Genomic DNA, 14,961 nt, shown 5'->3' with positions numbered 1-14,961 from the left:
AAGATGAATAAAAACGAATTACAAATGTTGGGATTTGAAATCGTAGCTTATTCGGGGGATGCACGTAGTTGTTTACTGAATTTGCTGAAAGAGGTTCGTCAAGGGAATTTTACAAATGTAGATGCTGCTTTAAAAGAAGCAGATGAAAATTTGAATTTAGCCCACAATTCACAAACGCAGATTTTAGCACAAGAGGCAGCTGGGGAAGATTTAGATTTAGGATTTATCTTTATTCACGGTCAAGATCATTTGATGACGACATTATTGTTAAAAGAATTAATCATAGATTTTATTGAATTATATAAAAATCAATACAAGGAGGACTAATTCCATGAACGGAATTATCAAACAAATCGAGAAAGGAAAACCTTTCTTTGAAAAAATATCACGCAATATTTATCTTGGCGCTATTCGTGACGGCTTTTTAGCCGCCATGCCTGCAATTTTATTTTCAAGTATTTTTATCTTGCTAGCAGCAATTCCAGAAATTTTTGGATTTAAGTTGCCAAATGACGTTTCCACCTGGCTTTGGAAAGTATATGGCTATTCTATGGGTGTAGTAGCTATTCTCGTGTCCGCAACGACCGCTCGTTGTTTGTCAGAATCAATGAACCGCAATATGCCGACCAACAAGACTATCAATTCGGTTTCTGTTATGTTGGCTTCCATTGTGAGCTTCCTCCTTTTAAGTGTGGATCAAATTGAAAACGGTTTAGCGAATGGCTACATGGGAACAAAAGGGATTTTAGCGGCTTTTGTAGCAGCTTTTATCACGGTAAATGTTTATAAATTCTGTGTATTGAAAGACATTACTATTAAGATGCCAAAAGAAGTTCCTGGAACAATTTCTCAAACTTTCCGTGATGTCTTTCCATTTTCATTTGCAGTATTTGCTGCTGTTCTGATTGATACAATCGTACGTTATTTCTTTGGGCATTCGTTTGCAGAAGCTGTTATCACACTTCTCCAACCTTTGTTTACCGCAGCTGATGGCTATTTAGGAATTTCAATTATTTGGGGAGCAATGGCGCTCTTCTGGTTTGTTGGTGTGCATGGTCCTTCAATTGTAGAACCAGCTATTGTCGCGATTATTTATGCAAATGTGGAAACAAATTTACAGTTGGTAAAAGCAGGTCATCATGCTTCAAACGTGTTGACAGTTGGACTTGGAAACTTCGTTGGCACAATGGGGGGGTACAGGTGCAACATTGGTTGTTCCATTCCTCTTCATGCTCTTTGCAAAATCTAAGCAATTAAAAGCTGTCGGGAAAGCTTCCTTTGTTCCGGTTTGCTTTGCAGTCAATGAACCATTGTTGTTTGCAACACCGATTATTTTAAATCCTTATTTCTTTATTCCGTTTTTAATCACTCCAATAATCAATGTTTGTGCTTTCAAGTTCTTTGTTGATGTGTTAGGTATGAATAGCTTTATGTATGTCCTTCCTTGGGCAATGCCAGCACCGATTGGCTTGATTTTAGGTACGGGTGCAGGAATCTTATCTATTGTCTTGATGCTGTTGTTGATTGTAGTTGATTCTTTCATCTACCTTCCATTTATCAAAGCGTACGATGATTCATTAGTAGAAGAAGAAGCGAAAAAAGCAGAAGTGATGGAGCTCGAAGAAGCAGCAGAAGCAGAAATAGACGATCAAATTCAAGCGGTTGCAGATGGAAGGCATCATAATATTTTGGTTCTATGTGCCGGTGCAGGGACAAGCGCCATGCTAGCAAATGCACTAACAGAAGGCGCAGTAGAACTAGGCATAGACCTTAGTTCAACAGCTGGTGCTTATGGTTCGCACTACGATATTATGAAAGATTTTGACATGATTGTGCTAGCTCCACAAGTCAATTCTTACTATGAAGATATTAAGAAAGATACGGATAAATTGGGCATCAAACTTGTTGCGACAAAAGGTGCTGAATATATCAAATTGACGCGTGATCCTAAAGGTGCTGTGCAATTCGTTCTTTCGCATTTTGAATAACTAGCCTTCTTATAAAATGTTCGTTTAAAAACTGATAAAACCTATTTCTTGTTTTATCAGTTTTTTAAAGCGAATACTAAAATATTAAACCAATTAGAAATAGGAAAACTGTATGAAAATAGGATTAAGATTGTCGCTTGTTTTTGCTGCTAGTCTTTGTTTGCTTGGAGGAGTCATTCCTATTAAAGCTAATGAAAATACTAAGATACGTGTTGATAAAGTAGAAAATTTATCATCTGATTTTATCATGGGGACGGATATTTCAACAGTAATTGCTCAAGAACAAAGTGGTGTAGAGTACAAAGATGAAAATGGGAATGTCAAAGATATCTTTGATATTTTGAAAGAAAATGGTGTGAATTACATTCGCGTTAGAGTATGGAATAATCCTTATGATAATAACGGACATGGTTATGGCGCTGGAAATAGCGATATAGAAAAGGCGATTGAGATTGGCAAACGAGCTACAGCACATGGTATGCGGCTACTAGTGGACTTTCATTATTCAGATTTTTGGGCTGATCCAGGACGGCAAGTTCCACCAAAAGATTGGACAAATATGAATGTGTCTGAAAAATCAGAGGCTTTATATCAATACACCAAAACGAGCCTTCAAAAAATAAAAGCAGCTGGTGTCGATGTTGGAATGGTTCAAGTTGGTAATGAAACAACGAGTAGCGGGATAGCAGGTGAAGCAGGAGAGGAACGCTATCAGTTGTTTGCAGCAGGCGCCAAAGCAGTGCGAGAAGTGGATGCAACTATACTGATAGCTTTTCATTTTACAAACCCAGATAAAACGGAAACGATACTAAATTACGCAAAAGGTTTATCAGATCACCATATTGATTATGATGTATTTGCTACTAGTTATTATAGTTTTTGGCATGGTAATTTAGATAATCTGACTTCAGTTTTAAAGACAGTGACCGAAAAGTATGGGAAAAAGACACTTGTAGCAGAGACTTCTTATGCCTATACATTAGAAGATGGAGATGGTCAACAAAATGTTATCCGAACACAAAATCAAATGCTGGTAGGTGGCTATCCCGCCTCTGTTCAGGGGCAATCGCATGCCTTACGAGATGTCATTGATGCAGCGAATAAAGCAAGTGCATTAGGCATCTTTTATTGGGAACCAGCTTGGACACCGGTTAGTTCCAAAGGAAAAGAAGTAAATACACCTATTTGGGAAAAATACGGTTCGGGCTGGGCTTCTAGTGCCGCCATTGGGTATGATCCAAATGTTAATCAGGAAAATTACGGTGGCTCTGAATGGGATAATCAAGCATTGTTTGATTTTACAGGAAAAGCTTTGCCATCACTTGCAACATTTAAATATGTTTATACTGGGTTGAATACAAATCTAAAATATGATAAGAATGAAGAAGCAGAGCTGCAAGAGAGTTTGTTATCAAATTCTAGCTTTGAGGAAGAAGATCTTTCAGATTATACTTTTAACGATTTTATCAAGCGTAGACAAGACACGCCTAAAACAGGCAAGTATGCCATGAATTTCTACAATGGCGCAAACGATTACACAACTGGCATTGAAAGAAAGATAACACTTCCAGCAGGAACTTATCAATTTTCTGCTCAAATTCAAGGTGGTGATACGAATGGCTCTGAAGATATTTATGCTTTTGCTCGTGCTGAGGCAGTAAATGTTCAAAGTGAAAAAGTCAAACTAGCTGGTTGGTCAAATTGGCAGACAGCGAAATTGAACTTTACACTAACAAAAGAGACAGAGGTGACACTGGGAGTATTTGTGAAAGCAAATAAAGGTTCATGGGGAACAATTGACGATTTGCTTTTAACCAGAGAAGGAGTAGATAAGACAAAGTTGGGAACCGCTCTTTCTTCGGCAAAAGAAAAATTAGCGGAAACTATGCATTATACAAAGGATTCACTTGCGAACTTAAAAGAACAAGTAGAAGAGGCGCAAGCTATTTTACAAAAAGATGATGCGACACAAGCAGAAATTGATGCAGAATGTGAAGCATTACAGACTGCCATTCAAGCCCTTGTACCACTAGAAAATCAATCTTTATCTAATGTTCAGCATGAAGATGGTAAAAAAACAAAGGAAAATTCTAATAATAAAGAACAAAAAGGAGAAAACTCCCATGCTGGGTTGACAGATTCTGATTCGTCTAATAAAAATGGGAAGTCTTCTCAAACGAATAGGAACAAGGAAACTTTGCCTACTACAAGTGACAAAAAATTAGCTAAAACCAAAGAATTATTACCAAGTACAGGAACTAGCATGTCATATTTAGCTGGTATCGGTGTTGTTTTTCTGAGTGTATTTGTTGCTGTCATTTCTAAGAAAAATAACCAATAAATCATTGCAAAAAAGTAGAAAGACCTCCCGCTTTCTACTTTTTCTTATCTGCAATATATTCTAATTTTTGTTGTCGTGTTTTTCTTTTAAAGAGGGCCTCGGCTGACATGGCAGAAGGTTTGTCGGGAAATTCTTCTTGATACAAAAGAGTAACAGGTAATCGTGCACGGGTATATTTGGCGCCTTTTCCAGCATTATGTGTGTCTACTCGTCTTTTGACATCGGTCGTATACCCTGTGTAAAGAGAGCCATCGGAACATTCCAGAACGTACATATAGGCTTTAATTTCCATAGTAAATCTCATGAATTTCTGGAGTGTAGCTGCCATCTTCATTATGAATGAAAAGCGGTGGCAGGATTTTTAGACCATCACGAGAACCATCTTTAATAGCTTCAATGAGGAGCATATTGGCTTCGCGATTTGCTTTTGGGTAAACAAACTGAATGCGTTTCGGAGCTAAATTGTGAGCTGTCATGGTCTCAATAATATCAAGGAAGCGTTCAGGACGATGGACCATTGTTAAACGTCCGTTTGATTTTAAAACCCGTTGAGAAATTTGACAGATTTCTTCCAAATTTGTCGCAATTTCATGACGTGCAAGCAAATAATGTCGGCTTGCATTAAGATTAGAATGTTCATCTACTTTAAAATAAGGCGGATTGCAGAGGATCATGTCTACTTTGCTACCACTGATATATCTGGTGAGATATTTCAAATCATCTTGAATGACCTGCATTTGGCTGGTTAGATTATTTAGCTCAATAGAGCGCTGGGCCATATCTGCGAGACGTTCTTGAATCTCAACAGCAATGATTTGGGCTTGTGTGCGCGTGCTTGCAAAAAGTCCAACAGCACCATTTCCGGCACAGAGATCCACGATAAGACCACGCTTAGGTAAGTTTGGAAAGCGGGAGAGGAGCACGCTATCTACTGAATAGCTAAAGACCTCTCGATTTTGGATAATTTTGACGTCAGTAGAAAAGAGCTGATTGATTCGCTCACCGTCTTTTAAAAGAATTTCTGCCATATACCCTTATTATATCATGATGTAGAGGAAAAGAAGTAATAAAAATAAGCAGTAAGACAAAAATGTACGGCTTTTCTTACTGCTATAGGTTAAATTTTACAAATTCTGTTCCCGTTCATTCTGTCTGTGTGTCACAACAATAAAAATAATTGTAAAGAGGAGCATCAGAATGAAATAGATTGGCAAACTGTTGCTGGTTAGAGTAGCGATTTCGATGTACTTTTGCAGGAGAACGGCTGTTCCAAAGAAGCCAATGAGTGACCAGAGGATCAGCAGAATCCGCCAGAGATTGAGTGGCAGGCAGGCACGGATAACAGATAGAAAGCCGATAGAGCCTAATAAATAATAAAGCAGAGTTGAGATTTCTATTTGTGACCAGCCATGTAGTCCACCGAAAATATTGACAAATAAAACGCTAAAGACGACCATTAAACCGCTCGGTAGAGCCTTAAAAATAGCTTTTTTAAGAAAGTCGGGTTCGACTGGTTTGATATTGCGCTCAAAGGTGAGGACAAAAGGTGGTAAACCTTCAACAAATTGGTCAATTAAGGTGATTTGAATGGGGATAAATGGAAAGACCAAGAGCCATTCTGCTCGTCCCAGTAAGATACTAGAAATACAAATGATTGTCAAAATGAACGAATAGGTTGTTTTAATGAGGAAAATTGGTGCAATGCGGGCGATGTTATTAACAACACGGCGTCCTTCAAAGAGAATTTCAGGGACATCGTTAAAGTCAGAATTGAGCAAAACGAGATTGGCAACTTGTCGTGTTGCGGGATCTCCTTCAGCCATGGCAATGGAGCAGTCTGCTTCCCGTAATGCCAGAATATCATTGACTCCGTCACCAGTCATAGCTGTGGTGTGTCCTGCTTTTTTCAGGGTTTGAATGATAAGTTTCTTTTGATGAGGAGAAACACGACCAAAGATAGCAGTCGTTTCTGCCAGCTCAATCAACTCTTGATTCGTTACTTTTGAGCAATCAACATAACTTTGGTAGTTTGCAAATCCTGCCTTTGCAGCAATGTTTGATACAGTAATTGGATTGTCGCCTGAGATGATTTTTAATCCCACTTCTTGTGAGCGTAAGTATTCCAAAGTATCAGCTGCTCCGTCACGAATCGGATCTGTGATTTCTAAAATGGCAATGGGTTGAATGCTACTTGGTAAGTGAATGTGTTTATGGTCAATGCGTTCAGGACTAATAGCTAAAGCAAGCACACGCGAACCACGCTTTTGAGCTTCCTGTGCTAGCTCAATTTCTTCATGAAAGAGCATTTCAGGCGCACCGAGAAAGACAGTACCTAAGTCCGACATTTCCATAGCTCCCCATTTACGGTCACTCGAAAATGGAATCATATTACTTGTTTGATAGTCAGTCGGAGTAGTAAATTGCTTGCGAATGGCTTGGGCAGTTGGATTATTGTCATCGCTTGCAGTGATATAAGCACTAAGAATGTCAGAGATTGCTTGTTCTGAAAAATCTTCTGTGAGTGGGCTGAAGGTTTCAACGTGCATTTTCCCTTGTGTAATGGTGCCTGTCTTATCAAGACAGAGCATATCAACACGGGCCAATGTTTCAACGGAGTACATTTCCTGTACGAGGACTTTTCGTAAGCCCAGCTTGATGACAGCTGTTAAAAGAGAAGTAATCGTTAAAAGAGCAATTCCTTTTGGCAGCATTCCCAGAAGAGCCGTTGAGGTATTGACAACTGAGTCTTTGACAGGTAAATGTTTTACAAAGAGAGCTTCTAGAAAGAGCGCAATTCCGAAAGGGATAATGATTTTTCCTGTAAAACCTGCAATCCTGTCCATGGATTTCATGATACGAGAATTGATTGGTTTGACAGTCTTAGCCTCTAGCATCAGTTTAGAAGCATAATTATCAGAGCCTACATGAGTGATTTTAGCAATAACACGCCCGCTGGCAAGAAAACTTCCTGAGAGCAATTGCTCCCCAATCTCCTTTTGAACAAGGTCACTTTCACCTGTCAACATGGCTTCGTTCACTTCTGCAAAACCGTCTAAAACAGTTGCGTCACTTGGAATCTGCTCCCCCGTAGCCAATTGAATACAGTCATCCAAGACTAAGTCTTCTGGATTGATTTGACTAGATTTGCCATCGCGAATGACCGTTATCTTTTCTTTGTTTAAAAGATTCAGTTTGTCGACCATGTGTTTAGCTCGCAATTCTGTCACGATACCAGAGAGGGCATTAAAACAGATAACAGCAAAGAAAACCAAGTTGCTCCATGCTTGTACAGTAACGAGTGCCAGGGCAATGGCAAAATTTAACGCATTAAATAGCGTAAAAACATTGCGCTTGATGATTTGCCAGGTGCTGGTACTCGTATTGGCTGTAAAATTATTGGTAAGTCCTTGTGCAATTTTTTCTTGGACTTGCTGGTGGGTTAATCCTGTAAATTCTTTCATGTTCATGAGGATAATCATACCATTTTTTTAATAAAATTTCTAATAGAATCCATTCAGCTGTAACAGTTTTAAAGCAAAAAAAGTTTGCGAGTGGTCATTGGATAAGGTATAATAAAAAGGATAAGAAGGGAGAGCCTATGTTTTATAGATATTTAAGAAGATTGGTGATGTTGATTTTATGGGCTTTAAATGGTAATGCTCAATACCATCATTTGGAGAACATTCCAGACCAAGAGGAAAATTATATTTTAGTGGCTCCACACCGTACTTGGTGGGATCCTGTTTACATGGCTTTTGCAACAAGACCCAAGCAATTTATCTTTATGGCAAAAAAAGAATTGTTTACAAATCGCGTCTTCGGTTGGTGGATTCGCATGTGTGGTGCATTTCCGATTGACCGTGAGAATCCAGGAGCATCTGCTATTAAATACCCCGTCAAGATGTTGAAATCAAGCAATCGGTCTTTGATTATGTTTCCAAGTGGAAGTCGGCATTCGACAGATGTAAAAGGGGGCGTTGCACTGATTGCTAAAATGGCAAAGGTACGCATTCTTCCAGTTGTTTATGTAGGACCGATGAGTTTGAAAGGTTTGGCAAAAGGCGAACGTGTAGACATGGATTTTGGACAACCCATTGATATTTCAGACATCAAAAAGATGAATGATGAGGGTGTGGAAGAAGTTGCCTGTCGTATTCAGACAGAATTTGATCGTTTAGATGCAGAAGTAGCAGCTCTTGAAGTGAAAAAAAATCCAAATATATTATTGCTAATCCCCCGTTTGATCGCTCTGTTACTGTCAATTGTTGTTGGCTTGCTGACATTTGCTTTCAGTTTCATCGCAAGTTTCGTTTGGGATCCTGATAAACATAGGAAATAAAAATCTTGTAGAAGAGGTATGCCTCACCTTTCGAGAAGGAGCATCTATGAAAATAGCAGTTTTGCTGTATCCAGCATGTTCATTGCAGGAAATCACAACTTTGACATCAACACTTTGTCTTTCTTTTGGACAATCTTTGGATTATCTTGCTTCAGAAAAGAAAGTCTATACGAGTGAAGAAGGATTGCAAGTTATTCCAGATTTTACTTTTAAAGAAGTGCAAAATGAAAAGTATGATTGCATCATATTGCCAGGCACGCTAGAGCCATTTGTTAGCCTTTATGATTCCAGACTAATTTCTTTTTTGGAAAGGGTAGACACAAAGCGGACGATAGTAGCGGCTATTTCCTCATCTCCTATGTTTTTAGGGAAAGCAGATTTGTTGAGAAGCCGGTATTACACAGGTGGTCTGTATATGGAATTAGTAGAGTATTTTTCTTTTTTGGAAAAAGGAACTTTCCTCCATCAGCCTGTTGTAAAAGACAAGAATGTTATTACAGCCATTGGATTTGCTTATGTAGAATTTTCTCAAACCGTTTTGAATGCTTTAGGATTAGAAGTGCCGAGCGATTTCTTTTTGAGAAAAAATTCCTACACTCCAGAAGAGTTAACGTATCATTTAGAGACTGCTGATTATCAAGAAATACTGCAAGAAATTTTACGATATGAACAAAAATTCCAGGAATGATTTTCTGGTTTTTTACTATGAATTTTAAGATATAAGGAACCAAAACACACGAAACTTATATGAAACCGCTTGCTAAAATAGATTTAAAATAGTATACTAAATTTAAGGTATACGGTTTTAAAAAGGTGATAAGAGTGATGCTCACTCTTAAAAGTTGATGTATTCAACATGCAATCATAAAAGGAGAAATATATGAAAAAATTGATTTTTCGCTTAACAATTCTGCTATCTACTCTCATTCTCTTTCCTTTTCAAGCAGTAGAAGCCTGTACAGGTTTTATTGTTGGGAAGAACTTGACAGCAGATGGTTCGACTTTGTATGGTCGTACAGAGGATTTGGAGCCTAATCATAACAAAGTCTTTAAAGTTCATCCAGCCAAGAACAATCAAGCGGGAGAAAAGCTGATTGATGAAGCCAATGGCTTTGAATGGCAATTACCCGCACATAGCTATAAATATACTTCTGTTTCGGACGTTACACCAAAAGACGGTATTTTTGATGAAGTAGGCTTCAATGAGCATGGAGTTTCCATTTCTGCTACAGTATCAGCTAAGGCGAATAAAGATATCCAGAAAGTTGATCCTTATGTGGAAAAAGGTTTAGCAGAATCCATTATGACAACGGTTGTCTTGCCACATGTCAAAACGGCTCGTGAAGGTGTGGAGCTCATTGCAGAGATTGTCAAAAAACAAGGCGCTGCTGAAGGAAACATTGTGACAATTGCAGATAAGACAGGTGTCTGGTACATGGAAATCTTATCTGGTCATCAATATGTTGCCATTAAATATCCAGACGACAAATATAGTATTTTCCCTAACACCTTTTTCTTAGGAAGTGTTGATTTTAATGATAAGGAAAATGTCATTGCTTCAGAAAATGTAGAAAAAGTAGCACGAGATGCAAATTCCTACAAGGAAATCAATGGCATGTTCCATATTTCCCAATCTTACAATCCGCCAATGGCAGAAGCTGATCGTTCGCGTGCTTGGGCAGGTATTAAGGCTTTGAATCCAGACGCACCAGTCAATTATGATGATAAATATTTTGATTTGTTGCAATCTAGCAATAAGAAAATCAGTGTTGCAGATGTGATGCGGATGCAGCGGAACCGTTTTGAAGGAACGCAATTTAAACCCCTTGACCAAATGGAATTGGACGGGAAAGGCATTCCTCAACGTGGAAAAGTAGATCCAGTCTATAAATATCCTCTTGGCAATCCAAACGTAATGGAAGCGCACATTTTCCAATTGAAAGATAATATCCCTGCTAGCATGGGTGGTGGCACAATGTGGCTTTCTGTTGGTAGTCCTCGCTTTGCACCATACTTGCCATACTATGGAAATATCAACAATACTTATGCTGCTTATCAAGTTGATACAACGAAATATGACAAAGATTCTTGGTACTGGGTTGCGTCACACATTTACGATATGGCAGCCAAACATCAAAAATTATTTGGCAATAGCATTCAAGAAAAATGGAAAGCTTTGGAAGCACGATTGATTGAAGAACAAGCCAAATTAGATGAACAATACGCAGCTGCAGGTGGAGCTTCGTCAGAAGAAGTGACTGCGTCTAGTATGGCGCGTGCAGAGGCAGTCTTTAAAGAAATGAAAGCTCTAGAAGCTGAAATGGAAGAAAAGATTAAAAATGAGCAAACGCCACCAAGCTCTAGCTTAGAACCATCTTCAAGTACAAGTGAGTCATCTTCAACCACATCTTCCACTTCATCTACATATCAATCTTCTTCAAGTACAAATGAAACGTCTACATCTAGTTCATCAGATACTGAAAAACCTAAACCAAGCGAAACTTCTGATACCTTAGTGGATACAGCCACAGGGGTTCGCTTGCAAAATGCAGATTTGGTGAAAGCTAATCTCAAATTAGCAGTTAAAAAGACGATTGAAGAAAACGCAGATAGCTATGACATTACCTTGACCAATCCAAAAGGCGAAGCAGTGTCACAAGTCAGTTCAACAGTAGTGACAGTACCAGTGAAGCAAGGTGCTACGGTGGATTCTGTTTATGCTATGAAAGACGGCAAGCAAGCGGAAAAATTTGATTTTGTTCTCAACAAAGATCAAACGATTAGCTTTAAAACAACACACTTCTCTACTTACAAAGTAAATTACAAAGTTGTCAAAGAAACGCCAAAACAAAATAAACGTGGCTTCCTTCCGTCAACTGGTGAAAAAGTAACCTTCCTCGGTTTGGTAGGAATTGTCATTTTAGGAGTTGTCATCTTCATCTTAGCAAAACGTTCAAAAAAGAATAATGACTAGTTGAAGCAAGAAAATCAACATCATGTTGAAGGGATTCCCTCAAAGTTAGGTACAAACTAATTTTGGGGGATTTTTATATGAATTGGATAAATTTCTACATTGAATTGACAATGATAATGTTAATGATTTTTGACAACAATAGTTGTCAAAATGACACGAATGAGTTACAATAGAGATGAAAGGAGAGGAGCATATGAAGCTGGAAAATCGATTAAAAGAACTTCGAGCGCGAGATAGGTTGAATCAAACAAAGTTGGCTAAAAAAGCAGGAGTTTCTCGACAAACCGTCAGTTTGATTGAGCGGGGAGAGTATGCTCCGTCTGTCATCATTGCCTTGAAGATTGCACATATTTTTGGAGAAAACGTAGAAAATGTATTTTATCTAAAGGAGAATAGCGATGAAAAAATGGATGAAAATTATCGGTTTACTAGTAGTGAGTGTTTTGCTAGGAATTTTTGTAGCAAATAGTTGGCTCGGAAATTTCCATTTTCCAACTTTTTAAATAGTACACTTTTCGGGTGGATGATTCGTATGCTTAATCTGATTTTATTCTGTATGACAATTTATTTACTACAGTCTAGTCGGACAATTCAAAGCCAGTCAGAATTAACAAATGGAGATGAATTAAATGAACAACTTTATCAGAAGATGTTCAAAAATTTGGAATATGGTACTATTTTATTAGACGTTGTGACAATCTTGACGATTTTTGATATACTAACATTAATGTATTCATTACTAAAAATAGTGTTTTGATTACAGGCAGTTTATTTCCTTATGTAGCACTTGCTTTTATTCTATATGGACAATATTGTCTCCAAAAGACAATTGAGTAGGTTCGGCATTTTAAATTGCCAATCGTTACATTTCCCGAAGATGTTTTAGCCTTGATGAAGACCTATGATGAAGCAGAAAGAGAAGCACATTATGAGCAGAGCTTTAAGATTCTTTTTCAGTTAAATCAGTTTATTTTGCCAGCGTTCTACATCCTCCTGTTTACTATTTCGCTTCTATTACGTGAAATTCAATACCTTCCTATTGCAATTGTAGTATTTATCCGTCTTTACATCAATGTAGTAAATATTTCTATGATAAAGAAATACTTTAAATAAGGCTGGTCAAAAAGTATCTCTACCTCTATCTCATTTAGTGATAAGCGAATAGCACAGTAGGTGATTGCTCAAAGCATTGCTTTGAGGTGGCGGATAGGGCTTGCGAAGCAAGTCTCAAACCTGTTCGCTTTTCAAGCTAGAAAGAACACTTTTGACGAAAACTCTGTTTTCTTTATCCACCGCCTCAACAGTCAGGGAGACTGTTGAGCAGTCTTGCATGTAGGGGACTACGAACTTAAATTTTTCAAGATAAGTTCTGTCCCAATCTTATGAAACATAACTAGTTATACGAGGAGCATTTTAATGAAAAAAATAGCCCATCTTGGACTTGGAATTTTAAAATTATTGGGACTGATTGTGTTAGTCATGGCTATCAATGGCATTCCTATGTTGTTTCTAGCTAGAGGGCAAGATTTGCCCGTGTATATAGAAATTTTACTGGTGTTAGCCTACCTTGTGCTCGTGTTTTTTGCTATCCGCACTTTATGGAGAAGATACCAAACACACATCTCAAAAGACGTCAAAGTTCTGTCGTTTTCTTGGGGAGATTTTGGAAAAGCCTTGTTATTCTTTTTAGTGGCGAGAGTGGTAGCAGTAGTTGGAACTTATCTAAATATTCTTTTAACAGGACAAAGTACGACCAGCAACGATAACGCTTTACAAAGTCTAGGAAAAATTATGTCTGTTAATCATATTTTTTTTGCTCTGTTATATGTAGTAACTGTTGCAATAATAGCTCCGGTGATTGAAGAATTAGTATTCCGTGGTTTTGCGACAATCTTTTTCTTTGAGAAAGATCAAAAAATATCAGCAGCCATCATAACATCTATCATTTTTGCACTTCCTCATATTTCAAAATGGACAGAGTTTCCACTTTATTTTGCCATGGGATTAGTGCTTTATGCTGCCTTTGCACGTCGAGGAAATCTCAAGGATTCAATAGCTGTGCATATTTTAAACAACACACCAGCAGCTCTCGTTATGCTGCTTACGATGTTTCAATAGTGGATTAAAAATGGCAAATCATTCATAATTTAAAATCAAAAACACGAAAGGAGTAGTACCACTTATTGTTGGTATGTCCCATTCGTGTTTTTGTGTTATTAGATGTTATTTTTGTTAATTGATATTTTATAACCCGTAATTATAATCATCATCTTGCATGGCTTCAACTTCACCAAGAAGATAACCGTTTCCGACTTGAGAAAAGAAGTCATGGTTAGAGGTTCCAGTTGAAATACCATTCATGACAATCGGATTGACGTCATCAGCTGTATCAGGGAAAAGTGGGTCTTGACCAAGATTCATCAGAGCTTTATTAGCATTATACCGAAGGAAAGTTTTGACTTCTTCCGTCCATCCGACGCCATCATACAAAGTTTCTGTATAGTCTTCTTCGTTTTCATAGAGGGTGTAGAGCAGGTCGTACATCCATTCTCGGAATGTTTCTTGTTCTTCTTCTGGCAATTCGTTAAAGCCTAACTGGAATTTATAACCGATATACGTTCCGTGGACAGATTCATCGCGGATAATCAATTTGATGATTTCAGCTACATTGGCTAATTTGTTATTTCCAAGATAGTAGAGCGGAGTAAAGAAACCAGAGTAGAAGAGGAAGGTTTCTAAAAAGACACTGGCAACCTTCTTTTCAAGAGCATTTCCATTGAGGTAAATCTCGTTGATAATTTCTGCTTTCTTTTGCAAATAAGGATTTGTATTGGTCCATTCAAAAATTTCGTCAATTTCTGATTTCGTGTTAAGGGTTGAGAAAATAGATGAATACGACTTAGCGTGAACAGACTCCATGAATTGGATGTTATTCAACACAGCCTCTTCATGAGGTGTGCGAATATCTCCTCGGATAGCTTCGACACCTGATTGGGATTGCATCGTATCCAATAATGTTAATCCGCCGAAGACCTTACCAACAAGGTCTTTTTCTTTAGGTGATAATTTTCTCCAGTCATCCAAATCGTTGGAGAGGGGGATTCGCGTATCGAGCCAGAATTGCTCGGTCAGCTTTTCCCAAGTGGACTTGTCAATGACATCTTCAATGGCATTCCAGTTTATGGCTTTATAATAGGTTTTCATGTTGATTACTTTCTTTTATTCCAATTGATTTTTATCGTTTACAGATAGTTTAAATTTGTTCTGAAAGGTTTTTAAAAACTTTATATAGTACAAAAGAATCTCGCTCATAGCAGCT

General features: G+C 38.0%; 13 protein-coding genes and 2 pseudogenes. 11 read left to right on the top strand and 4 right to left on the bottom strand.

What is annotated here, in order from left to right; all coding sequences use genetic code 11:
• Positions 1-3 precede the first annotated feature (3 nt).
• The 4 genes and pseudogenes from HMPREF2933_RS05000 (at position 4) to HMPREF2933_RS04990 (ending at position 4,329) form a co-directional block, all read left to right on the top strand.
• On the top strand, positions 4-327 hold the full coding sequence (locus HMPREF2933_RS05000; RefSeq protein WP_070241836.1) for a PTS sugar transporter subunit IIA: 324 nt from the start codon (positions 4-6) through the stop codon (positions 325-327).
• A gap of 4 nt (positions 328-331) precedes the next feature.
• A pseudogene (locus HMPREF2933_RS04995) lies at positions 332-1,638 on the top strand (PTS transporter subunit EIIC); the annotation flags it as partial.
• 44 nt (positions 1,639-1,682) lie between these two features.
• Positions 1,683-1,988 (top strand): annotated as a pseudogene (locus HMPREF2933_RS10605) (lactose/cellobiose PTS transporter subunit IIB); the annotation flags it as partial.
• Between the two features lie 112 nt (positions 1,989-2,100).
• Positions 2,101-4,329 carry a glycosyl hydrolase 53 family protein gene (locus HMPREF2933_RS04990; protein ID WP_070241832.1) on the top strand — a complete coding sequence of 743 codons (2,229 nt, stop codon included), beginning with the start codon at positions 2,101-2,103 and terminating at the stop codon, positions 4,327-4,329.
• Positions 4,330-4,363: 34 nt separating this feature from the next.
• Here HMPREF2933_RS04990 and HMPREF2933_RS04985 read toward each other — a convergent pair whose 3' ends face one another.
• From HMPREF2933_RS04985 to HMPREF2933_RS04975, 3 genes are all read right to left on the bottom strand, one after another.
• A complete protein-coding gene (locus HMPREF2933_RS04985) occupies positions 4,364-4,621 on the bottom strand; it encodes a GIY-YIG nuclease family protein (RefSeq protein ID WP_024052994.1) in 258 nt (85 codons plus the stop codon).
• Positions 4,611-5,357 carry a tRNA1(Val) (adenine(37)-N6)-methyltransferase gene (locus HMPREF2933_RS04980; protein WP_070241831.1) on the bottom strand — a complete coding sequence of 249 codons (747 nt, stop codon included), beginning with the start codon at positions 5,355-5,357 and terminating at the stop codon, positions 4,611-4,613. Before HMPREF2933_RS04980 ends, HMPREF2933_RS04985 begins: the two co-directional genes overlap by 11 nt.
• A 96-nt stretch (positions 5,358-5,453) precedes the next feature.
• Positions 5,454-7,808: a cation-translocating P-type ATPase gene (locus HMPREF2933_RS04975; protein WP_070241830.1), complete on the bottom strand. Its 2,355-nt coding sequence runs from the start codon at positions 7,806-7,808 to the stop codon at positions 5,454-5,456.
• Positions 7,809-7,927: 119 nt separating this feature from the next.
• Here HMPREF2933_RS04975 and HMPREF2933_RS04970 point away from each other — a divergent pair, with 119 nt between their 5' ends.
• From HMPREF2933_RS04970 to HMPREF2933_RS04935, 7 genes are all read left to right on the top strand, one after another.
• Complete coding sequence (locus tag HMPREF2933_RS04970) at positions 7,928-8,668, top strand: lysophospholipid acyltransferase family protein (protein ID WP_024052997.1); 741 nt, start codon at positions 7,928-7,930, stop codon at positions 8,666-8,668.
• A 46-nt stretch (positions 8,669-8,714) separates the two neighbouring features.
• Positions 8,715-9,356, top strand: a complete 642-nt coding sequence (locus HMPREF2933_RS04965; RefSeq protein ID WP_024052998.1) for a DJ-1/PfpI family protein — start codon at positions 8,715-8,717, stop codon at positions 9,354-9,356.
• 192 nt (positions 9,357-9,548) lie between these two features.
• Positions 9,549-11,642, top strand: a complete 2,094-nt coding sequence (locus tag HMPREF2933_RS04960) for a C69 family dipeptidase (RefSeq protein ID WP_070241829.1) — start codon at positions 9,549-9,551, stop codon at positions 11,640-11,642.
• A gap of 193 nt (positions 11,643-11,835) precedes the next feature.
• Positions 11,836-12,111, top strand: a complete 276-nt coding sequence (locus HMPREF2933_RS04955; RefSeq protein ID WP_024053000.1) for a helix-turn-helix transcriptional regulator — start codon at positions 11,836-11,838, stop codon at positions 12,109-12,111.
• An 87-nt stretch (positions 12,112-12,198) separates the two neighbouring features.
• Positions 12,199-12,399 (top strand): hypothetical protein, encoded by a 201-nt coding sequence (locus tag HMPREF2933_RS10345; protein ID WP_224783988.1) that lies wholly within the window; start codon positions 12,199-12,201, stop codon positions 12,397-12,399.
• Positions 12,400-12,494: 95 nt separating this feature from the next.
• Positions 12,495-12,755 carry a DUF3169 family protein gene (locus HMPREF2933_RS10340; protein ID WP_042754189.1) on the top strand — a complete coding sequence of 87 codons (261 nt, stop codon included), beginning with the start codon at positions 12,495-12,497 and terminating at the stop codon, positions 12,753-12,755.
• A gap of 303 nt (positions 12,756-13,058) precedes the next feature.
• Positions 13,059-13,760: a CPBP family intramembrane glutamic endopeptidase gene (locus tag HMPREF2933_RS04935; RefSeq protein WP_021001904.1), complete on the top strand. Its 702-nt coding sequence runs from the start codon at positions 13,059-13,061 to the stop codon at positions 13,758-13,760.
• A gap of 126 nt (positions 13,761-13,886) precedes the next feature.
• Here the strand turns inward: HMPREF2933_RS04935 and nrdF are convergent, their stop codons facing one another.
• On the bottom strand, positions 13,887-14,846 hold the full coding sequence (gene nrdF / locus HMPREF2933_RS04930; protein WP_024053002.1) for a class 1b ribonucleoside-diphosphate reductase subunit beta: 960 nt from the start codon (positions 14,844-14,846) through the stop codon (positions 13,887-13,889).
• Positions 14,847-14,961 lie beyond the last annotated feature (115 nt).

The organism is Streptococcus sp. HMSC066F10 (genome assembly GCF_001813805.1).
GTDB classification, from domain to species: Bacteria; Bacillota; Bacilli; order Lactobacillales; family Streptococcaceae; genus Streptococcus; species Streptococcus vaginalis.
Note: the sequence above shows the minus strand (reverse complement) of the source record. Positions and strands in the feature narration are given on the sequence as shown.

Excerpts from the sequence above, each read along its gene's own strand:
- HMPREF2933_RS04975 (WP_070241830.1), bottom strand. The coding sequence starts at position 7,808 with ATGATTATCCTCATGAACATGAAAGAATTTACAGGATTAACCCACCAG.
- HMPREF2933_RS04965 (WP_024052998.1), top strand. The coding sequence starts at position 8,715 with ATGAAAATAGCAGTTTTGCTGTATCCAGCATGTTCATTGCAGGAAATC.
- HMPREF2933_RS05000 (WP_070241836.1), top strand. The coding sequence starts at position 4 with ATGAATAAAAACGAATTACAAATGTTGGGATTTGAAATCGTAGCTTAT.
- HMPREF2933_RS04985 (WP_024052994.1), bottom strand. The coding sequence starts at position 4,621 with ATGGAAATTAAAGCCTATATGTACGTTCTGGAATGTTCCGATGGCTCT.
- HMPREF2933_RS04970 (WP_024052997.1), top strand. The coding sequence starts at position 7,928 with ATGTTTTATAGATATTTAAGAAGATTGGTGATGTTGATTTTATGGGCT.
- nrdF (WP_024053002.1), bottom strand. The coding sequence starts at position 14,846 with ATGAAAACCTATTATAAAGCCATAAACTGGAATGCCATTGAAGATGTC.
- HMPREF2933_RS04990 (WP_070241832.1), top strand. The coding sequence starts at position 2,101 with ATGAAAATAGGATTAAGATTGTCGCTTGTTTTTGCTGCTAGTCTTTGT.
- HMPREF2933_RS04955 (WP_024053000.1), top strand. The coding sequence starts at position 11,836 with ATGAAGCTGGAAAATCGATTAAAAGAACTTCGAGCGCGAGATAGGTTG.
- HMPREF2933_RS10345 (WP_224783988.1), top strand. The coding sequence starts at position 12,199 with ATGACAATTTATTTACTACAGTCTAGTCGGACAATTCAAAGCCAGTCA.
- HMPREF2933_RS04935 (WP_021001904.1), top strand. The coding sequence starts at position 13,059 with ATGAAAAAAATAGCCCATCTTGGACTTGGAATTTTAAAATTATTGGGA.
- HMPREF2933_RS04980 (WP_070241831.1), bottom strand. The coding sequence starts at position 5,357 with ATGGCAGAAATTCTTTTAAAAGACGGTGAGCGAATCAATCAGCTCTTT.
- HMPREF2933_RS04960 (WP_070241829.1), top strand. The coding sequence starts at position 9,549 with ATGAAAAAATTGATTTTTCGCTTAACAATTCTGCTATCTACTCTCATT.